Source organism: Methanimicrococcus blatticola (assembly GCF_004363215.1).
Taxonomy (GTDB): Archaea; Halobacteriota; Methanosarcinia; order Methanosarcinales; family Methanosarcinaceae; genus Methanimicrococcus; species Methanimicrococcus blatticola.
Genome location: NZ_SNYS01000008.1, coordinates 1 through 21,454 on the forward strand (window position 1 = coordinate 1; position 21,454 = coordinate 21,454).

The 21,454-nt window shown below is 44.3% G+C and carries 20 protein-coding genes; 4 read left to right on the forward strand and 16 right to left on the reverse strand.

Annotation, left to right across the window (positions count from 1 at the left end; all coding sequences use genetic code 11):
- Positions 1–3,273, forward strand: a 3,273-nt coding sequence (locus tag C7391_RS04425) for an InlB B-repeat-containing protein (RefSeq protein ID WP_166627404.1), incomplete at its 5' end; no start/stop codon positions are given.
- 433 nt (positions 3,274–3,706) lie between these two features.
- On the opposite strand, the gene C7391_RS04430 is transcribed toward C7391_RS04425, so the two are convergent.
- The 3 genes from C7391_RS04430 to C7391_RS04440 form a co-directional block, all read right to left on the reverse strand.
- Complete coding sequence (locus C7391_RS04430; RefSeq protein ID WP_133517356.1) at positions 3,707–3,919, reverse strand: hypothetical protein; 213 nt, start codon at positions 3,917–3,919, stop codon at positions 3,707–3,709.
- Between the two features lie 342 nt (positions 3,920–4,261).
- Positions 4,262–5,335 (reverse strand): formate--phosphoribosylaminoimidazolecarboxamide ligase, encoded by a 1,074-nt coding sequence (locus C7391_RS04435; RefSeq protein WP_133517357.1) that lies wholly within the window; start codon positions 5,333–5,335, stop codon positions 4,262–4,264.
- 26 nt (positions 5,336–5,361) lie between these two features.
- Complete coding sequence (locus C7391_RS04440; protein ID WP_133517358.1) at positions 5,362–5,565, reverse strand: hypothetical protein; 204 nt, start codon at positions 5,563–5,565, stop codon at positions 5,362–5,364.
- A gap of 75 nt (positions 5,566–5,640) precedes the next feature.
- Between C7391_RS04440 and C7391_RS04445 the strand changes: the two genes are divergently transcribed.
- Positions 5,641–6,342 (forward strand): MIP family channel protein, encoded by a 702-nt coding sequence (locus C7391_RS04445; protein WP_208107061.1) that lies wholly within the window; start codon positions 5,641–5,643, stop codon positions 6,340–6,342.
- 268 nt (positions 6,343–6,610) lie between these two features.
- On the opposite strand, the gene C7391_RS04450 is transcribed toward C7391_RS04445, so the two are convergent.
- The 13 genes from C7391_RS04450 to C7391_RS04510 form a co-directional block, all read right to left on the reverse strand.
- Positions 6,611–7,333, reverse strand: a complete 723-nt coding sequence (locus C7391_RS04450; protein ID WP_133517359.1) for a 30S ribosomal protein S3ae — start codon at positions 7,331–7,333, stop codon at positions 6,611–6,613.
- A gap of 459 nt (positions 7,334–7,792) precedes the next feature.
- Positions 7,793–8,179: a translation initiation factor IF-5A gene (locus C7391_RS04455; RefSeq protein WP_133517360.1), complete on the reverse strand. Its 387-nt coding sequence runs from the start codon at positions 8,177–8,179 to the stop codon at positions 7,793–7,795.
- A 175-nt stretch (positions 8,180–8,354) separates the two neighbouring features.
- Positions 8,355–8,825: a hypothetical protein gene (locus C7391_RS04460; protein ID WP_133517361.1), complete on the reverse strand. Its 471-nt coding sequence runs from the start codon at positions 8,823–8,825 to the stop codon at positions 8,355–8,357.
- A gap of 3 nt (positions 8,826–8,828) precedes the next feature.
- Positions 8,829–9,230, reverse strand: coding sequence for a hypothetical protein (locus tag C7391_RS04465; RefSeq protein WP_133517362.1), 402 nt, complete (start codon positions 9,228–9,230; stop codon positions 8,829–8,831).
- Between the two features lie 11 nt (positions 9,231–9,241).
- Positions 9,242–10,180, reverse strand: coding sequence for a methanogenesis marker 7 protein (locus C7391_RS04470; RefSeq protein WP_133517363.1), 939 nt, complete (start codon positions 10,178–10,180; stop codon positions 9,242–9,244).
- Entirely contained in the window at positions 10,180–10,869 is a 690-nt protein-coding gene (locus C7391_RS04475) for a methanogenesis marker 17 protein (protein WP_133517364.1), read from the reverse strand. The genes C7391_RS04470 and C7391_RS04475 overlap by 1 nt, the downstream gene beginning before the upstream one ends.
- A 2-nt stretch (positions 10,870–10,871) precedes the next feature.
- A complete protein-coding gene (locus tag C7391_RS04480; protein WP_223610997.1) occupies positions 10,872–12,233 on the reverse strand; it encodes a methanogenesis marker 15 protein in 1,362 nt (453 codons plus the stop codon).
- Complete coding sequence (locus C7391_RS04485) at positions 12,230–12,709, reverse strand: methanogenesis marker 5 protein (RefSeq protein WP_133517365.1); 480 nt, start codon at positions 12,707–12,709, stop codon at positions 12,230–12,232. Before C7391_RS04485 ends, C7391_RS04480 begins: the two co-directional genes overlap by 4 nt.
- A gap of 57 nt (positions 12,710–12,766) precedes the next feature.
- Positions 12,767–13,435: a methanogenesis marker 6 protein gene (locus C7391_RS08450; protein ID WP_208107062.1), complete on the reverse strand. Its 669-nt coding sequence runs from the start codon at positions 13,433–13,435 to the stop codon at positions 12,767–12,769.
- On the reverse strand, positions 13,432–15,039 hold the full coding sequence (gene mmp3 / locus C7391_RS04495; RefSeq protein ID WP_133517366.1) for a methyl-coenzyme M reductase-associated protein Mmp3: 1,608 nt from the start codon (positions 15,037–15,039) through the stop codon (positions 13,432–13,434). The genes C7391_RS08450 and mmp3 overlap by 4 nt, the downstream gene beginning before the upstream one ends.
- A 42-nt stretch (positions 15,040–15,081) precedes the next feature.
- Positions 15,082–16,854 carry a methyl coenzyme M reductase system, component A2 gene (gene atwA / locus C7391_RS04500; RefSeq protein ID WP_133517367.1) on the reverse strand — a complete coding sequence of 591 codons (1,773 nt, stop codon included), beginning with the start codon at positions 16,852–16,854 and terminating at the stop codon, positions 15,082–15,084.
- Between the two features lie 221 nt (positions 16,855–17,075).
- Positions 17,076–17,888: an HAD family hydrolase gene (locus C7391_RS04505; RefSeq protein WP_133517368.1), complete on the reverse strand. Its 813-nt coding sequence runs from the start codon at positions 17,886–17,888 to the stop codon at positions 17,076–17,078.
- A gap of 208 nt (positions 17,889–18,096) precedes the next feature.
- Complete coding sequence (locus C7391_RS04510) at positions 18,097–18,420, reverse strand: hypothetical protein (protein ID WP_133517369.1); 324 nt, start codon at positions 18,418–18,420, stop codon at positions 18,097–18,099.
- 290 nt (positions 18,421–18,710) lie between these two features.
- On the opposite strand from C7391_RS04510, the gene C7391_RS04515 reads away from it, so the two are divergent.
- Positions 18,711–19,736: a presenilin family intramembrane aspartyl protease PSH gene (locus C7391_RS04515; RefSeq protein WP_223610998.1), complete on the forward strand. Its 1,026-nt coding sequence runs from the start codon at positions 18,711–18,713 to the stop codon at positions 19,734–19,736.
- A gap of 95 nt (positions 19,737–19,831) precedes the next feature.
- Positions 19,832–21,451 carry an O-phosphoserine--tRNA ligase gene (sepS, locus tag C7391_RS04520; protein ID WP_133517370.1) on the forward strand — a complete coding sequence of 540 codons (1,620 nt, stop codon included), beginning with the start codon at positions 19,832–19,834 and terminating at the stop codon, positions 21,449–21,451.
- Positions 21,452–21,454 lie beyond the last annotated feature (3 nt).

Sequence of the window (21,454 nt, forward strand, 5' to 3'; positions counted from 1 at the left end):
GAAATCTACAACTTCAATGACATGCCTTCCTACAAGCTCGCCGACCCTGTCCGCGCTGACGAAAACGGTATTTCCTACACGTTTGCCGGCTGGACGCCCGAGATTGTTGCAGTCACCGAAGACGCTGTTTACACCGCCTCGTACGATGAATCTCTGATTGATTACACCGTCACTTGGAAAGACTATGACGGCACCGAACTTGATGTTGAAATCTACAACTTCAACGACATGCCTTCCTACAAGCTCGCCGACCCTGTCCGCGCTGACGAAAACGGTATTTCCTACACGTTTGCCGGCTGGACGCCCGAGATTGTTGCAGTCACCGAAGACGCTGTTTACACCGCCTCGTACGATGAAACGCAAAACAGATTCACTGTCAGCTACCTGTCCGATGTCGGTGAAAACGCAGCTCACATTGACTCCGATGTTCTCGGAGAATATCTCGTTAAGAGCTGTGTAGATGTCGGTATCTCAAAAGAAGGCTACAGATTGCACTGTTGGATTGTTGATCCGGATGGAAAAGCAATTGAAAACACCTGCCAGCCGGGAGCAACACTCGACGTTGACTGTCATGTTACATTGACGGCGATGTGGGTTGAAGAAAACTACACGGTGACTTACAAGCCCGGAGAAGGCGGAGTCGGCGGAATTACCGTCCCTGATTTCAACTACGGTGACACACACAACATCTTGTCTAAAGATGCTGCCGGTGTTTCTAAGGTCGGATACAACTTCTCCTACTGGGTGAATGAGGACCCGAGCGACACGAAGAAATACCGTACGCCTGAGCAGATAACCATTACAGAAAACCTGACATTGGTTGCTGTTTGGGACGCTTCGAACTGTTACGTTGTAACATACTATCCGGGAGACGGCACATACAACGGCCCCGGACTCGGTTATGCTGACAATATGGTGGAATACGATTCCTCCTATCAGGTCAAATCACCGACCAATGTTAACATCGAGGCACCCGATTTGTATGTCTTTGACTACTGGATGGATCTCTCTGACCGTACCGGAGACACACGATATCAGCCGGCAGATTTGGTGACCATTAAGGAAAACCTGAATCTTAAAGCAATGTGGAAATTGGATGACGGCTCATTCAAGGTCACTTATTTGAGCGGCGAAGGTATCGGAGGCAGTTACAGTGATACACTCTACTACAGCGACTCCGAATACACTGTCCGCAGCCCGTATGATGCACCGCTCAACTTCTTGCCACTTGATGAAAGCTGCAGTTTCTCACACTGGTTGGCTTCTGACGGCGTAACGACATACAGTCCCGACCAACTTCTCACAATCGGTGCACATCTTACCGGCGACGAGACTTTGACGGCTGTGTGGACAACAGCTTGTAATTCAGTGACCTATGTGTCCGGTGATTACGGAAGCGGCTGGTACCCTGACAAAACACCTGTTGTCGGCGAAGATTATACGGTTTTGACATTGGAACAAACCGGCATTGTCTCGACGAACGATGACTACGTGTTCAGCACATGGAGAGAATCCAATACGGATAACATCTTCAATCCGGGTTCCAAGTTCGAATTCGTTTCAAGCAAGACATTGACGGCTGTTTGGGTTCCCAAGACCGGATACACGGTGACATATGAGCCGGGTGCCGGAATCGGAACCGCGCAAACAGACGGCGGTTTGGATTACAACGTCGATTATGTTGTCAAATCCGAAAAAGACGTTTCATTCACGGCTCAGGACGGATATTTCTTCTCCGGATGGGTTGCCGGTAACGGCACACCGTTCGCTGTAAGTGATATCATCACAATCAAGGAAAATGTTACCTTGACGGCGGTTTGGGCTCCGGATGAAAGATGTAAGGTGGTTGTCTATGCTCCGGGAGACTTCGGAATCGGCGACCCCGACTCGCGCGACGTCGGATACGGTCTTGACCATATCGTTTTGTCAACTGAAGATTTCGGCTTCACGGCAAAAGAAGGATACGTTTTCTCACACTGGGAAGACACATCTCAAGCAATATTCAATCCGGGAGATCGGATCGGCGTTGCAACTGATATGTATCTGACAGCTGTCTGGACGCCTGAAATCGCGAAATTCACGGTGACATACCTCGATGATCTCGAAGGTAATGTTGTGTATACGGACTCCACTCCTGCAACAGATGCCTACGCCATTTTGACTGTCGGAGAGCTCGGCTTGACTGCTGAATTCTATGAAGTCAGTCACTGGGTTGATGTTACAGAAGGCTTTGCCGGTTCAACTTATGCAAAAGACGATACGATGATTGTCAACGGCAATGTTGTTCTTGCACCGTACTGGGAATCTGTTTGCCACCGTGTCTACTACTTCAATGACATCAGCGTCGCTGACCAATTTGAAGAAGGCGTGTCAAAGCTTGAATACGCAACTGCGCACAAGTTCAGATTGACGCACGACCAAGACTATGTTGTTTTGGACCAGACAGCAGCAAATGTCTACAACCAAGGCGCTTCATTCAGTCACTGGGTTGACCAGAACGGAAATGAAATCCCTGCCGGCGGTACAATTAAAATCGACAAGATCGAGACCTACTTGTTCGCTGTTTGGGACTCTCAAGGTGATATCGAAGTTACATTCGATGCCACAACCGGCGAATTTGCTGACGGGCACACACGCAAATCCACGCTTGTGAACTCCGGTGAATATTTGACTGTACCTGAAGTTCCGTCCAAGGATGGTGCTGAAGTGGTCTACTGGGTCACGGCAGACAACAGAATTTGGGACTTTGAGAACTTTATTGTTCAAGAGCCTGACTTCACATTGTACGCTGTCTGGAGCGATGAATTAATGCGGGTTGTTACATTTGACGCAAATTCAAGTGTCTTCATTCTGGGTAACATCGGCAATGAATTGAACCAATATTCGATTGTCGTGAAATCCGGAGAAACGATTCTTGAGCCTGAAGAGTATTCGTCCAAATCATTCGGCTATGTCATGCCCGATGACACGGTTTCAGTGACTTGGGTCGGTACAGACGGCAAGGCTTGGAACTTTGATGACCCTGTCACAGAATCCATGACTCTGAAAGCGAACTGGAACTACGAGAAATCCGGAAGTCCCGGCCCGAAAACAGGCGGATCAGGCAGTTCTTACGGAAGCGGAAGTATTACCGTTCCTGAAAAACCGATTGATCCTTTGCCCGAAGAAGAACCTGCCGAACCCGCTGAAGGATTCGTTAAAGAAGACGAAAATGTCAAGAGGATGGGATTCTTTGAATCCTTCATTTTCTTCATCCTGTCTTTCTTCAGATAAAGACGTAAAAGCAGAAATGTATTGAAAAATGAATTTTTACAATTCATTTTTCTCTTATTTTTTTGAATCGTTTTTCGTTTTATGCTTTTTGAATCGCTTTTCGTTTTATGCTTTTTGTTTATGTTTTTTGTTTATGTTTTTTGTTTATGCTTTTTGTTTATGCTTTTTGTTTATGCTTTTTATTTTTACTTGTTAATTTTGTTCTTGGTTTACACATCTTAATTTTTCTTACCTTATCGGCTTTTTAGTCCCTGATTTTTGAGCGAAACGATACATCGGTTTTATTCAAATATTACTAAAATCCGAACGCCCGTTAAAATCCAAAAACAAAACGCCGGTTTTATTTTAAGGTTTAGTCGGCGTTCGTTTTTCAAAAATTAAGAAAAACGGATGTATGCCTTTTTTAAAAATTTAAACCCCAAACAACCGCCCGCTAATTTACGATTCCGAGCTGAGTAAAATGAAGCGAGGAATCGGAAATTTTCGGATTCGTACCCCACTGATACAGCAAAATCAAACAAACGTTTTTCGAATCTGATTCTATTCTGCTGCTGTTTGTCAGGTTTGTGTTGCTGCCAATCAGGTTTGTGTTGCGATCAATCTGGTTTTTCGTTGCTGTCGGTCCGGTTTTCGTTGTTGTGTGCATCTGCTCTTTCTTATCACATCCGTTCGCTTGCGCGAACGTGGGCACTGTTACCTGCCGTTTGAGTTTCTGCTGCTACCTGCCGTTTGAGTTTCCGCTGCCGCCACCGGCAACGCCGCGCGCGAGCCGCAACATTTTATTCATTTATCGAAAACAGAGGACTGTTTTAAAAAACAATAAGTGAGGACTGTTTTAAAAAACAATAAAATGAGGCTTGTTAAAAAAAATAAAAAAGAAAAGCGGATTGGAAGTTATGTACTTCTCAATCAAAAGAGCAATTAAAGGAAGAATGTGAATTTGAATTTATAAATTCGAATTTATGAATCCATATTCACCTTTGTGGTTTTAAGAAATAATTTCGTCTAATTTGTTCATCTCTTTTGCCGTTTTAATTTCTCTGGCAATTCTGCGGCCGGTTGACAGGTTTTCTTCAACCAAATCCGCGTACGGCGATCCTGAGATGTAAAGGTTTGTTCCGGCAACGATTCTTGCGGAAATCTCAAACACTTTGATTTCCAAATCATCGGTGAAAACGGTTTCTAAACAGAACGGACCGATCATGCCGCCGAATTTCTTCAGCGATTCTTCAACGACGCGGCTGCCGAGTTCAAAGATGAGCGGCAATAAGGATTCTCTGGCGACAAGCGGGGCATTTCCGGTCACAACATATGTCGGAATGATGCCTGCTTCCATCAATTCTTTCGGAGAGCCGAGGCGGAAAATCTCATCCGCATTGGATTCGACGCGGCGGTCCATGCTGAGCATTTCCAAAGTGCCTTTGCTGAGCGTGTAACCGTCTTCTTTGATCGGAGAATAGAAGTAGTGTAAATAATAGCGTGTTCCGGTGATGAATCTTTGAATCGTGAACGTTTTGGTATCATCAATGTGTTCCAAAAAGTCTTCGTAGGATTTGGCGATGAAAAAGCCTTTGCCGCCTTGCGCGCCGTCGTATTTAACCATCACGGGGCCGTCAATGTCTCTCGGATCTTCAATCACGTCAGGCATATGAATGCCGGCGCCGACAAGCCATTGTCTTTCTTTTTTGCGGTCAGATTCCCATTCCAAAACATTGCGGTTGCCGAATGTCGGAAGGCCGAGCTGCGCGAATTTGTCGGTTCCCATATATGCGATAAAAGAGCCGTGCGGAACGATAATTACATTTTTGGCTTTCAGTTCTTCGACTTTGTCCAAAAGTTCATCGTAGCGGTCAAGAACCAAAAATTCATCGGGCTTGGCCAACGGAAAAGCGTCATAATATTTCGGGGGAGCCCTTAAACAAATCCCGAGCGTCTTAAAACCTTCTTTGCGAGCACCGTCAAAAATCTGAAGGCTGGAGTGAGAACAGATTGTGGCAATCGTAATGTTGTCCAAATCGTATGTATCCAGAACACCGAGGATTTCTTCTTTTGTAAAATTCATAAATAATGTTCCTTAAGCTTTTGGCTTTAAAGGGAGTTATCATATTTAAGGATATTTTTCAGCAGCTGAAAAGGGTAAAGTCTTGAAATTAAAGAGCTTTTTGTTTTTTGGATATTTTTTATTTTTTGAATGTTTTTTATTTTTTGAATAATTCGAATAAAAATAATTTCTTTTAAGGTATCCGTAGTAAAAAATTTATATCCATTCGATGGCATGTAATCCTCAGACATTATTCGAATCTCTATTCAATATTAATATTCGATATTAAACTCGGATGAATGTCTTTAATGAGGAGTGAATATTTTATGAATTCTATTAAAAAATACATTGCCGAAGCTATCGGAACTATGGTTTTGGTTCTTTTCGGGTGTGGCAGCGCGGCAATTGCAGGTTCTGTTCTCGGAACCTTCGGGATTGCAATGGCTTTTGGTCTTTCAATTGTTGCCATGGCGTACGTCATCGGTAACATTTCCGGATGCCATGTCAATCCCGCCGTTTCGATTGCAATGCTTATTGACAAACGCTTGTCTCCGAAAGACTTTGTCGGCTACGTCGTTTTCCAAGTCATTGGGGCGATTGTCGGTATTGCGCTTTTGGCGTTCATCATCAATTCTGCCGACCTCGGCGGATTTGCAGTTACAGGTTTGGGCCAAAACGGCTTTGACGAAGCATCTGCCGTCGGATTGAGCATGATTGGCGCAATCATCGTTGAAATTATTTTGACCTTTGTTTTCGTTTTCACGATTCTCGGCGTCACAGACAACGAGAAAACAAGCGCAATCGCAGGAATTGTTATCGGTTTAACACTTGTGTTCGTTCACATCATGGGCATTCCGCTCACCGGAACATCTGTGAATCCCGCCAGAAGTTTGGCGCCCGCTTTGCTTATCGGCGGCCTCGCACTTCAGCAAGTCTGGGTTTTCATCATCGCACCGCTCATCGGCGGTTCGTTGGCAGCTCTTGTTTACCGTGTTTTCAAATACGACAAAAGTGAAAACAAAGCATAAGCTCAGTGTTTTTAATCATTTAATAATCATTAAAAATACAATTTAAAATGAACAATATCAAATAAAAATCTAAGATTAAAAATCTAAGATTAAAATATTTGAGACTTAGATATTTAAGACTTAGATATTTGAGATTAAGATTTAGATATTTAAGATTCAAATCAAAAAAAATCTTTAAATTTTAAATCTTTTATTTTTTTTAAAAATCAAAAAAAGGGGCAACAAGCCCGTTATTACGGGCTTTGGTTCTCTTGGAAATTAATTTAAATTATTCTTCTGCTGTTTCTTCAACAGCTTCTGCAACTTCTTCAGCTGCGGGGGTTTCTGCGACTTCGGTCACCGGTGCTTCGACGGGTGCTTCTGCGGGGGCCGCAACTTCTTCTTCAGCAACTTTCGGAACTCTGCGCTGAGCAGGGGTCTTGACGACTTCTGTCTTTCTGATTTCGACTCTTCTCAAGGGGTAGATGTTCTTGGTTTGTTTGTAAACCATGGAGGAAAGCTTTCCTGTAACGATTTCCTGGACAAGGTCTTCGAAGTTTGTTTTGACAGCGCGTCTGACGACGATTCTTGTCATCATGTTGCGGATGGCCTTAATCTGGCTGGTTCTTGCTCTCTTCACGGTGAAGCAGGTCGGTTTGATTGTAACGATGTAGCCGTCTGCGGTTCTGACGGTCAAAATTGCGTCAATCTTGGAAGTCTGTCTCTTCACGATGGAGCGGAGGTAGTCGTTTGTCAAGTGGTGACCGAGGAAAACGGTTTCAGCGACATCGCCGTTAACGCTGATGATTCTGAATCTCATTTTGATGTTGTTCTTGGACATTTCACCGGACATTTCGCCGACGGTTGTTTCAATGATACGGTCGGGGAGAAGTGCCGGGTCGGATGCGATTGTTTGACCGACAACGGTGCGGTTTAAAAATTCAGGCGCAACGATGTTGTACCATCTCTTTTCTTTCCAGCTGTCCACTTTCTTTTGTTGTTTTCTTGCCATAATTTTTTCTTCCGAGATATTTTGGAATGATTTATTTAATTTTTAATTTGATTTTAAATTGATTTAATGCGTAAAACGTGATGAACACGAGTGATGATCTGAAAAATTGAATAAGCTGTGACTCAAAGTTCATAAGCCTGAAAACAAAATTTGTTTTCTTCAATTTTAATAAAACTTGTTTGAAGCAAAAGCGTCATGCAGCCATAGCATACGCCTGAGAGTTATCATCTGTTTGATGAACCGTTCCTTCAAAGAAGTTGCCTGATTTCGAAAACGAAATCAGAATAATAAGAATAGCATTTTAATTGGCAACTTCAAAAGAGACTTTAGGTATATAAAGGAAATGGTTTGGCCTAATCTGTAAAAGTGAATGTAAAATAAATGTGAAAACCTAATAAAACAAATACGGGGCGGGGTAATAACCGCGAAAAAAGAAATGTAAAAATGATATGAGAAACCTCAGTTTCTCAAATCGAGTTTAATTTTGCCGAGCGCGGTCAAGTAAGAAACTTCTTCGCCTTCCTTAACGCGTTCTTTGTATTCGTCCGGAAGCGGAATTTCAAAAGTGTTGAATTCGGCGAGGTCCATTAATTGAACGACATCGCCGGTGATTGTTAAAACCTGTGCGGTTTTTCTCTCGACGATCGGAACGTAAACTTTTGTTGCGACGGAGCCGACAATGGAACGCTTGGAGTTGTCAAAAAGACCGATTGCGTCAACACGCGCTTTTGCTGCGCCGTGCTTTCCGGGCTTGGATTTTGCAATGCTTTTAATGACACAGGCTTCATCGTCAATGATAACGTATCTGCCTTCTTTTAATTCCTTCATTTCAACTTGTTCTTTCATTTATGAATCCTCCAAAAATCAGATTTAACCTTCTGAAAAATGATGTGATGAATGTAAATACGCTTCCGTGAAGCGTTATAATATTTCTAAAACCGTTTATACTCTATAAATTTAGAAATTGATATGCTAAAACGGAATAGGGAATATATAATCGTTTTTGTAATGCTTATATTTCCTATTCGTCAAATAAGCCGTGTATTTTTATGTTTTTATTTTCATAGGAATTTATTGCAAGAACGGGCAGTTCATTATTGAACCTGACATTGTTTAGACTCATTCCTCTGTCTGCTAATTCCGACCAAGGTTCTTTTGAATAATAAATCCCATGCATTAATGTAGCTTCCATTCGATATCGAAGACGTTCATCCGTTTCTTCTGCTACAAATATACGCATTGAACGTAATTGATTTTCAAGAGCCTTGTTTAAATCTATTTCTAAACCTGTTTTAGATTTAATTTTACCAGATTTGAATTTTATCAAATATTCTGCATACCTGTAATCAACTTTTTTTAAATGTTTGATTAATATTTCTTCAATTTCTTTTTTTCCTAAATATTTGTTTAATATTTCTTTGAATTCACTATTTTTATAGTTATATTTTGACCATATTTTTTCAATACATTCATTCGAAATAGGTTCTTCCATATCCTACTCTTTTTCGATCTCTTTGATTATTTCTGAGTCATGTATCCATTCGGGAGGTTTTTTTGCATTAGGCCAACCGCTCCATATCTCTTCTCGCTCTCCGTTTTTGGCAAATTCTACATCTAAAATTGTATACCATCCATTTTCAAAATAAGTCTGATGATTAAATTGATCTGTCAAAAATCTTGCTTTAAATGTACGAGCAGCACCTGCCAGATAGATTATATATTCATTTTTTTTATCTTTGTATTCAAAAGTCCATAAATAAATTCCAGACTTATTAAGGGGAACTTCATCCAGTCCCGTTTTATCCTTATATCCTGGCCATGAAAACGGTCCTTCCCATATGAATTCTTTTTCCCGAATTTCATGTGCATCTTTTTCTCTGTTAAAACATTTGTCCATCGAACCACCCTTCAAATTTCAAACCCGACTTCCGATTTCGGTTTAATTTGAACCAAAATATAATCATTCATTTTCGACCGTGTGATGTCGGCAATTTCGCCAAGCTTCGGGCCTTCGTCAAATTCAACATTTCTGACGCGTTCATGGAACAAATCATACGGCAGCTTCACGCGAACGCCCGATATTTTCAAAACGAGCGGTGACGGCGCAAGAGATTTGCCGATTTCGGGAATTTGATTCTCGATTTCTTTCATCGCGCGCGCGGGCAAAATAGCGGGCGGATCTTTTGATTGTCTCCGACGCATTTCTTCCACAAGTTCGGCCACGCGATCATTCATCGTGTCAAGCGCATTGATTTCATTCGTGCTGCGCATTCTGTGAGACAAACGACCCATGCTTCCGATATACATATCCGCGCCGTTGATTTCTTCAACATCAATGTCTTCAGGGCCGCCGGTTGCGACAATCGGCACCTCAACGCCTTCAAAAAGGCGCGGCTTTTTGTTGACGATACAATCTTTAAACGATCCCAGGCAGTAAAGCGCGATGTCATGCTCGTTAATCAGTTTGCGCTCAAAATCATCATTGAGTGAAACACGGCGTCCCATGCCGCGCGCCAATCCGATCATCGTCGTTTTCGCACCCGGGTGGCGCAAATATTCCGCGATATCGCAGGCCGAATGCGGCAGGTGGTGGGAAGCAAGTGTCGGGGAGACGACAGCGATTTCAACGCCTGTCAGCGGTGATTTTGTCAGCGTTCCGAGCTGTTTTTTCGCAAGTTCCTCTATCAGCGGCACATCGTCTTCGGGAATCACCATGTCCATCGTGACTTCCGTAATCGTAATCATTTTGTTGACCAAATAGCCGCCGACATCTTCTAAAAGTTCAATAATCCGGCCGTGTTTGTAAACGCCGCCGTTGAAAACATAAGGCTCGTAAACCGTTCCCATTACTGCTCCTCCTCTGTGTTTTCTGCTCTGTTTCTCGCTTCACGCTTTTCTTTGCCGTCCGCATTTTTCGTCTCCGTCACATCGGGAACAGCACTTCTTAACTCGTCCATCATCTTTTTTGCGTGATTCAATTGGTTCGGTTCAATGATGTCTTCAGAGGCGATAAACGTGAATTCATTGTTTTCAAATGTATGATAACGGACACGGAATCCTTCGGGGACAGCGCGGATTGAAAATTCAACCATATCCGCGTGCAGATTTTTAGACGGATTCGCAATGATGTGCGCCGGAAGGTCTGCCGCATCTTTTTTGGAATCCTCGGCACGGACCAAAATTGTCCAGCGGTCTGCCTGAACAACGTTTGCAGGCGTGTATTTATCCCACAAATAACGCGTCAAATCCGGCATGTATTTTTCGCGGTCAATCGTAATTTTGACGTAGTCCTCACCGTTTTCGTATGACGTTTCAACGGTTGCCATATCTGAAATCCGAATCGGCATTTCCACATCGCGAAGAATCGCCGTCATCATGTAAAGGGATTTGGCGGGATATATTTCAACTCTGATTCTCCCGACAGCGGAAGCCAGGCGAAGGTCAGACATCACGTCAGCCGTAATATCGCGATAAACGGCCGCTTCCGACTCAACGGCTGAATATACCGTAAATATCTCCAGCGGTTCCATATTCATGATTACTCCTCCACGAATCCCGATGCCAAAAGCGCGGCACCGACGGCGCCGATGAGGTGTGAATTTTCAGGAACAATCACTTTCACGTTCAATAAGTTGCTCAATTCGCGCGGAACGCCTTTAATCAAAGAAGAACCGCCGACCAAAATGACCGGCTCCTTCACATCAACTTCCTGAAGCTGCTGCTGATAAATCTGTTCCACGACACTGCGGCAGGCAGCGGCGGCAACATCTTTTGGAAGCGCGCCTTTGGCAAGCGAATTGACAAGGGACTGCGTTCCGAAAACGATACAGTAACTGTTCATCTTGACGTTTTCCTGCAACCCTTTCATGGCGAGGTCGCCGAGTTCGGTAATGTCAACATTCAAACGTTTGGCGACGGTTTCAAAGAAACGGCCGGAAGCGCCGGCACAAATGCCGCCCATTGTAAACATTCCGGGAATGCCGTCTTCAACGGAAATCGCTTTGTTGTCCATGCCGCCGATATCAATGACGGTAGCAGGTCCTTTTTGAACATCCGCCAAATAAACGGCGCCTTTGGAGTTGGTTGTGATTTCTTCCTGAATCAAATCGGCATTGTAATGCTCACCGACAAGGTAGCGGCCGTAACCGGTGGTTCCCATGGCTTGAATTTCGGAGCGGTCGATTTTTGCCATTTCAAGAGCCTGAACCAACGCTTTTTCGGCGCTGTCCAAAACTTCATTTGTCGGGCCCCAGCCGATGCCGATAATCTTGTTGTCTTTCATGATGACGGCTTTGGTTGTCGTCGATCCCGAGTCGATGCCGGCTGTAATTCCGTGCTGCACTTCGCGTGCCAACAAATGGCGGCGCTTGGCAATGGTTGTCAGCGCTTCAAAACGTGTGTAAAGCGTAACGGCATCGGTCTGCTCGGTGAATGAATAACTGATAACAGGAATGTTTGATTTTTGGTGAATGTATCGGCGAACTTCGTTTCTGACAATTGCCGCTTCTGCGCATCTGAAACAAGTCGTCACAAAAACGCCGTCTGCAATGGTTTCGCCGCGAACGACAGCTTGCGCGCGTGCCATCATGAGTCTGAGGTCACCGCTGGCCGCTTCAATGCCGAAATCCTTGCCGATTGTGTCAAGGGACTTGATGTCGATTTCAGGATAAATGAATTCAGCGTTGACTTTTGCCGCTGCTTCTTCAAAAGCGGGCTGAACGCCGCCGTATTCCGTTCCGCAGGAAACGAGCGCGATTTTGACTTTCGCTTCGGGCTTGGCCTGCTTGGATTTGGTCGGTTTTGTTTCCGGTCCGCCTTCAAAGTTTTTCGGCGGCTCGGAATCCAAACATAATTTTTCTTCGCCGGCGTTTGCCATTTTCAAAGGTTTGGCTTTGCTCATTTCTTGTCACCGCCTTTTTTTGTTTCAGAACCAGTCGGCAGCGTTTCTAAAAATTCCAAAATCGTGTAAACAAAGTCATGCATTTGATCTTCATTTGTCGGATAACGAATTTCCAAAACATTGCTTCTGTCGAGATTTGTTCTGGCCAAATATTTCACCAATTCATTGGTTCGGTTGCAACCGGAACAGCCGAAATCGGCCGGCGTATCTTCAACAATAATGCCTGCTTCCGCTTCTTCTACCATCGGTCCCATCAAAGACATACGGCCGCGAACGCCTGCCGGCACTTCAATGGCTGCGTATTTTAATCCGAGATTCGGGTCTTCGGGCGTAATATTGAGCGGCGGCGAATCAACGCTGAGCGATGTGACTTTTTCGCGAACCTGGTTCATTATAACCAGCGGCTCATGGCCTGCGCGCGTGACCAGATCGGCCAAAATAAAGCTGTTTGTGGGGTAAATAAAAACTTTCACCAAAGTATCCACCTCTTGTTTTTTCCTTCTATTTTATTGAATGATAAATTGAATCAGCCGTTACTTCTTTTTGGCCGTTGTTTCTTTTTTAGTTGTTTTCTTCGCAGCCGTCTTTTTTGCTGCCGTTTTCTTTTCATCGGGTTTGGCCGTTTTCTTCGCAGGCTCTTTTTTCTTGTCCGCTTCCGCTTTTTTGGCGGCGATCCGATCCGTGACAATATGCGTCATTTCAGGCTTTTTCTTGTTCTTGCCAAGTTCTGCCGTTATGTAATCTTCAATCTTGAATGAATTCAGGCGCGTCGGCCATTCCGCTTCTGTCTTTTCAACGCCCGCTTCATAATTATCAAGCGCTTCGCCGACGGTTCCCATCTTTGAAATCTCTTCGTGAAGCGTATAAAATCCGGGGCGCTGTCCGCCGTTTCGCGTTGCGCGGCAGCGGCGCGGGTCACCTGCCGGGAATCCGCGGTCTTTAACAAAAATATGATTTTTATCCAAATCCTGAACAATTTTGATGACGGCGTTCACGTTTTCTTCTGTTCCGGTCATCACCAGTCCGTAACAAGTTTCTTTCAGCGTCACCGGATATCCGGATGCGTAAGCCGCTTGCGCAGCGTCTGCCGGAAGCACTTTATCGGAGCTGACGGCAACAATTTTCGTAATTTCTTTTTGTCCCGAAAGCGGTTTTTTCACATTCTTATTTTTGAATGTCTCATTTGCGATTTCGCTGCTCATTCTTCCGCCTCCTCCGGCATTTCATCTTCTGATTCGTGCGGTTGTTCTGTTTTCCGGGCATTGATTTCTTGAATATAAATGACATCGCCTTCTTCAATATTCTTCAAATTCTCCGGATTCAAAACGCGGCCGATGATATTTGTTGCTTCAAATTTCTCGCCGGTCGGGCCGAACATCGTTTCATCCGCGAGACGGACGCCGATGTATCCCATTCTTTTGGCCGACTGGTTTGTAATACCGATATCATGCGCTTTGACACTTCCTTTCGGCACGTTTTCAGGCATAATTTCTTTGTATTTTTCAGCCTGCTTGACTGCTTTGAAAATAAATGTCTCGTCATACACCATTGAAACCGGAAGAGATCCGACAGGCTGTGTTTTCAAATCAATGGAATGACGGAAGAATTCAACGCTTTTCGGCGCGTCATCATAATAAAATTCAACTTCAATCAGTTTGGATTTCGGAACGGTTGTCACCGTTACTTCGCCTTCTCTTAAAATTTCAATCGTGGTTGCCGGTGACTGCGCGACAATCACGTTGTCATCTCCGCCAAAGCCGTCCACTTTCATTTTTATGCCGAGCGCGGTCAGCAACTCCCTGGAGTCGCCGATGTCATGGCCGAGCAGCAAAAGGCGCGGCGGTGCGGTCTCAACCGTAAACTTGTCTCCGGGTTTGGCAAAATACGCCAGCTCCATTCCTGATGTCACGTGACCGACAACCGAGTGAAGCAGACTGGACGCGCGGTTCGCGGTTGAAATATACGCCTGACCGCGTCCGGTTCCGGCCGTTCTCAAACAAACGGCGCCGATTTTGCGCGGTTCAAAATTTTCATATTCGCACGGTTCCCCTTTCAGCGTTTCATCGGCTCTGAAAGCGTTTGCCGTTGCGTCAACGGTGTAAGTTCCGTCTTTAATAATTGCGAAAAATGTTTCTGTTCCTTGCGGCGAATGCGGTGACATTTCAATTTCAGCCGCCGTAATTAAGCGGTCGCCGTCTTTGAGCGGAACGGACAAATCCGTTGTACAATAACCGTCGCCGTAAGCTTCTTTTTCTTCAATGTAAGGCGTAATGGATTCAATCACGTCGCCTTTGTCAATTTGATCCAAATTGGTGCGGCCGGCAATGAGCGTTGCGAAAACACCGTCTTCGGGCACGCCGTATTCGGCATAATGATCCTTCTTTGAAATAATCAGCGTGGTTTTGGAAGTGTCAAAACCACCTGCGCTGAATACAATTTCATATTTGCGGTAACGTTTGCTGCCGCGGACAAAATTATATTCCGTTTCAAACGGGCCGAATGAAATCGCGTCGGAACTTTCCATTAAAATAGGCAAAGGTGTCAGTTTTTCAAATGAGTTGATCCAAATTTGAGACGAAAGTGAAGACGGATCTTTCAGTTCGATGACCAGCGGTCCTTTGTTCGTTTGAAGAATATACTCTTTTGTTTGAGTTTTTTCCTCTTCTTTTTGCTTTTTGACAATACAGACGCTTGCCCCTTCGGTGTAAGGAACGCCTGTTTTTTCAATCACTTCAGCCGGCGTAATATCTTCCTTAAACGAATGCACGGTTCCGTTGACTGTCACGTTGATTTTGGATGCCACCATTCCCTCTCCGGTTGGATTTGTTTTTATTCTCCGGCAGCCGAATTAAACGCAGCCGCCGTCTGTATTAATATCAATATTTTCTTTTTCCGCCGCCTTTTCTTCCGCTTTGCCGATTTCGGCTTTTTTGGAAGAGTCGGATTTTTTAGATTTTGACGCGGGCTTTGACTTTGTTTTCTTTTCGTCTTTGGCCGCCTTTTTTTCTTTGTCGTCCTTTTTCTTGGGCTTTTCTTTTTCCATCAATTTCGGAACAATGTCATGCGGGTCGCCGATGGATTCAAGCTTGCCGTTTTTAATGTATGCCACGCGGTCACAAACTTCGTGAACGAAATCCATGTCGTGAGACACAATCACGAACGTTTCGCCGAGTTTTTCACGGGCGTTTAAAATCGAATTTGTCACAGAAGCGCGTGTCAGCGGGTCCATTGTTCCGGTCGGCTCGTCCATAATCACGATATTGGGCTCTTTCATGAGCACTTGCGCCATTGCGACGCGGTGTCTTTCGCCTTCGCTGAGTTCGAATGTCTGTTTATTCAGAATGTCTTTTGCGTTCTGCTCGCTGAATCCGGCAATTTTGAGTGTTTGAATCGCTTTGCGGATGCCGAGTTCGTACGGCAGGTCCAAGCTGATGGATTCCGTTAAGTTTTCAATTACGGTGCTGTGGGGATACAAACTGTATTCCTGATACAGGATACCCATATATTTCGTCGCGCGCCCTTTGTTGTTGACGCCGGGAACAGCCATGTCGACCCATTCTTCGCCGACGCGAACCATTACTTCGCCGCTTGTCGGCGGAACAATGCCCATCATAATTTTTGAGGTTGTCGTCTTTCCGGCACCGCTCTCGCCGATCAAACCAAAAATTTCGCGCTCGTAAACTTCAAACGAAATATCGTCAATCGCGCGGACAACACCACGGTCGGCTGATACATATTTCTTTGTCAAATTTTCGATTTTTATAATCGGCTCGCCGAATTCAGTCGGTTTCTCCGTTTTGATTTCAACATAATCTTCCATGAATTTGTCAACAATCTTCTTCGGGTCTCCGCTGTCGACAACTTCGCCGCCGTCGAGTAATACGGCTTTGTGCGCCAGTTCCAAAATAACTTCCGGCCAGTGGGATGTAATCACCATGGTCATACCGCGTGTATCGACCGCTTTCATCAGGATTTTGTGAACCAAATCCGCGTTCATCGGGTCAAGCGTTCCGGTCGGCTCATCGGCCAGCAGGAGCAGCGGCTCTTTGACAAGCTGACGGGCGAGAACAACACGTTGCTTTTCGCCGCCGGACAATTCGCGGGCGATGTGAAGCATGCGGTGGGAAACATTGACTTCTTCAAGCAAATCCGCCGCTTTTTTAACCGTGTCGGTTCCCTTGTAGCCGACTTCATTCAGCGCGTTTAAAATATTTGTCAGAACGCTGTCGTCGCCGTAAAGCGCAAACGTTCTCTGAATCATGATGGAGATGCGTTTTGTTACATCTTTTCGGCCTTCGTCGTGCAAGCCGGCGGACGCGAAGTCAATCGTAAACGGTTCGTACTTGCCGTTGCAGCCGCAATTGCATTTCTTGCCGATTTTGCTCGGGAATTCCACATGGTGGCAGCATTCGCATCGGGCGACGTGATACAAAACTTCTCCCGTCACATTTCCGATGGCTTCCGTTCCTCTCAAAACGTGCATCAAAATTGTTTTCCCGGAACCGCTTTTCCCGAGAATGCCAATAACTTCTCCCTCTTCAACCGTTAAATTCACATTTTTTAATACAAATTTGCCGTCAAAATCAACGGACAGGTTTTTCACTTCAATGAAAGCAGACATAATTCTCAACTATCCTTTCCTGGTATTCATCTGTTTTGAAAGCTTCTTTTTTCCTTTCCTGAGCTTGCAAATTTTCTATACTGCTACCGTTGCAATATTGAAAAGGCAGTTTTCTATTTTTACAGATTTTTTAAAAAATTTTAAAATAAATTGTATCTCATGTTAGATTCTTTCTTTATAAACGTTACAGAAGTCTATGTATTCTATAATGACAAACAGAATTATTCTAATATATATGATTGTAAAAGGTCGGCGCATTCTCCCAAATCGTCAACAATATCATCTGCCGCGTCTTTCAGTTCGTTAGGCGTGTGGTAATTGCTGCGGCTAATCAAAATACCGTAATCGGCTGCCTGAAGCGCCAGCATATCATTGAGGCCGTCGCCGATCATGATTACTTTCGGGTAATGGTTTTGCAAATCAAAAACGATTTCCTGTTTTCTTGTATCATTGCAAAGTCCGATCACATTTTCCGTTGAAATCTCAAGTCTGTCAGCAACGCGGTTCAAATTTGCATAATCGTCTCCCGATACGATAAATATGTCACAGTTTTCCTTTGCCGCTTCAACAACGTCTTTCGCTGTGTCAAAAAGTTTGCCGCCCGTGCTCATTGCGTGCGTCACTTTATCTTTCTTCGAATCCGCGACAAACCCGAAAACCTCGTAAATAATGTCTTCAAAAAAAGCTGTCGCTTCCCGATTCGTTTCCAAAAATTCAGCCATTGTCGTTTGGTCATTCAAAAGAATGCGTGAAATGTCGCCGCTGTTGAATCCCTTTGTCGCGTAAGCCACACCGAACGGAATTTTTTCTTTTCTCAAAAAGTCCGAGAGCAATCTCTCAGGCGGCTGACTCTGCACCAAATCCAGCGGCGCATCCATAATAATCAAACCTCTCCCGTCTGAATCGGCAATAAGTTTTAAATTGTCGGCGTCGTGCATGATTTTTCCGGTTTCCAAGTCCTTCGTGACCCGATACATTTCAACCAGCGTTCCGGCACAATCGAAAACGACAGCGTTTTGTTTAAATGATTCCATAGCAGAAAAAACGGCGAAGATGTGTAAAAAGGTTTTGATTTTTCAATTTTTGATTTTTTATTTTGTTAAAAAATGCAGATTGTTTTTTCAATTTTTGAAAATTTGGCCGTTTCGCGCGCGAAGGCTCAGCATGGCAAAAAAACGCTGAAGATGTTAAAATAGTTTTGACATAAAAAAAGAGAAAATGAAAAGTGTAAAGCGTTTTCAGTTAAATGAAACGCTTTCTGTTAATCTCAGTCACAGCGCTTTCAACGTTGCTGTTGAGTTTTTGGAGCTGGTTTTCCAAGTCTGCTTCAACGGTCATAATGCTGACGCGAATGGACTTGTCGCGGCTTTCCATTCTTTCTTCAATTTCATTGAGACGGCTGTTGACGGATAAAATCATGTATGCTGCAACGCCGACGACGATGAGAAGACAGAAAATGATGACCCAGTTGTAAGGGTTGTAAACAAATCTTTGAAGCCATGCGTACGCCATGACGAGTGTGGCGATTTCAATCAGGAGAAAAGCAATGATGTCTTTTGTGTCCATAGGTACTCACCTGTTCTTTAATATCTGAATAAATGTGTGTTGTGAAAATCAATTTAAATAATATAATTAAAATCCGTTTTGCGAGGCGCCGTTTGTTTGGGTTATATACATTTCGCAAAAGGCATGCCGTATCTGATATAAAAGAGTTTACGAAAGTATATAAACATTAACCCAATATTGTTATTCTGAATTCTGTATGTCGATTTCGTTTTTCAAATCAAAATCCGCAGCAGTTCCGTATCTTGTGTTTATTTCTTATTTATTTTTATTTGATTGATGAGGTTTCTTTCTTGAGCACCGAAAAATCCCCTTTGACATTGACTCAAAAATTGGAAAATTTAGTTCCGTATTTCATTATGGGGCTCTTTATTTTGATTGTTCAGGCCGGATCGCTGTGGCTGTCTGCAACCGATTACATCTCGAGCCAACCGCCGCTTGATAATCCGGAAAGTGTGGGGTATTCGGTTTATTACATCGTGATGCTGATTTTATTCACGGCACTGATTATTTTTTTGATTAAGAAAAATAAAACTTTCATCATCCGCGGTATCATTTACGCTGCGATTGCCATGACGCTTTATTACGTTTTCAGGGCACTTTTAGACAAAGCCGTCGGCTTAACGACTTTCACGTTCCTTCTTGCAGTTGTTGCCGCCATCGCTTTTGCGGTTCTGCTTTACAAATATCCGGAATGGTATATTATTGACTTTGCCGGCCTGATGATTTCAATCGGCGCCTGTGCCGTGATCGGTGTTTCTCTCTCTTACGTTCCGATTATTGTTTTGATGATTGGTTTGCTCATTTACGATTTCATTTCCGTTTACAAAACCAAACACATGCTGACGCTGGCAAACGGCATGATGGATTTGAAATTGCCGATTTTGTTTGTGATTCCGAAGCGGTGGGATTATTCTTACATCGATGAGGATTTCTCTGACGACGACGATGAAGAAAGTGAAACATCTTCTGAAGAAATCAACACCGAATCAGCCGACTCCGAAGTCGCTGATCCTGCCGCTGAAATTAAAAAGAAGAAGAAAAAATCAGACGCGCTTTTCATGGGTCTCGGTGACGCTGTCATTCCGACGCTGCTTGTTGTTGCAGCCAATCATTTCATCGAACACGACGGATTGGTTTCCATGCCTTCCTTGTTTACAATGATTGGTACATTTGTCGGCTTTGCCGTTTTGATGTATGTTGTTTCAAAAGGGAATCCGCAAGCAGGTTTGCCGTTTTTGAATACGGGCGCAATTCTCGGGTTTGCCGCGGGCGTTCTCATCTCGGGGGCAACCGTTTCATTCAGTCTCGGATTATGAGAGAATTCGAAAGTGGGGAATCTTTATTATTCTGAAATGAATTTAGATTCTTAAATTACAAATTATATTTTATTCACATATTGAGGCACATAATTATGAAATTTGATCCGGAACAAGTTCGTCGGGAAAAAAACGAAAACTTTGAAAAAGCGTGGATTGAATCGGGAAAATTCATCCAAAAGAACACGCTTGAAGAAAGTTATCCGCGATTGAAACCGGTCTTCGGAAAACCGCATCCCGTTTATGAAACAATCCAAAAACTGAGAGAAGCGTATATGCGCATGGGTTTTGCCGAATACATGAACCCGCTCATCGTTGAAGAGCGCGACATTTACAAGCAGTTCGGCGACGAAGCACCCGCTGTTTTGGACCGCTGTTTCTATTTGGCCGGCTTACCGCGACCGAATGTCGGAATTTCCGATGAGCGTATCCGTAAAATCAAAGAAATTATTGTCGGAATTGATGATGACGGCATTGAAATTATCAGAAAAGTGCTTCACGCTTACAAAAAAGGAACGATTGAAGGCGACGATTTGGTGTCGGAGCTTGCCGAGCAGCTCAATGTCACTGACGTTTTCGTGACCGAGCTCATCGACAAAGTTTTCCCCGAATTCAAAGAACTCAAACCGGAAGGCACGAGTAAAACGCTTCGCAGTCACATGACAAGCGGCTGGTTTATCACCCTTTCCGAACTTCTTGAACGCAATGAGCCGCCGTTTTCTCTCTTTTCAATTGACCGCTGTTTCCGCCGCGAACAACAGGAAGACGCCTCCCGCCTCATGACTTATTATTCCGCATCCTGTGTCATCATGGATGAAAACGTCACCATTGACCACGGTAAAATGGTTGCCGAAGGTTTGCTTTCTCAATTCGGGTTTGAAAAATTCATGTTCCGCCCCGACAACAAGCGCAGCAAATATTACGCGCCCGATACGCAAATTGAAGTTTACGCTTATCATCCGAAACTTGACGGCTCGAATACAAAATACAGTGACGGCTGGATTGAAGTGGCCACGTTCGGCATTTATGCCGCGCCCGCGCTTTCCGAATACAACATTCCGATGCCGGTCATGAATCTCGGGCTCGGTGTTGAGCGCTTGGCAATGATTCTTTACGACGCCAAAGACATGCGTTACATGACGTATCCGCAGTTTTCACAATACGGTGACTGGGAAATGGAAGATTCCGAATTGGCGCGCCAAGTGGAATTGATCCAAACTCCGAAAACCGATGCCGGAAGAGAAATCGCCGGCGCGATTGTTGAAGGTTTCAGACAGTACGGCAAAGAAGCAGGTCCCTGCTCTTTTGAAATTTGGAGCGGAGAGTTGTGCGGTAAAACCGTTACGGTTTCTGTTGTCGAGCCCGAATCTGATACATCGCTTGCGGGGCCGGCTACGTTTAATGAAGTGGTCGCTTACAATGGTGATCTTCTCGGCGTTCCCAATCAAAAGAAGTGGGAAAAGGCGCTTGAAAATCATTCGGCAAGAACAGGATTTACGTTTGTCAATGCGTTTGCGGCGGCAGCGGCGGCAGAAGCTGAAGAAGCTGTTTTGGCCGGCGCAACCGAGCACGAATCACGTGTTCGCATGGTGAAGATGCTTTCCGAAGTTAACATGAAATTGACTGATCTCGGACAGCGTTACATGACCGGAAACAATAAGAAAATCGATGTTCGCGGGCCGGTATTTACAACCGTTCAGTTTAAAATTGAATAAAAC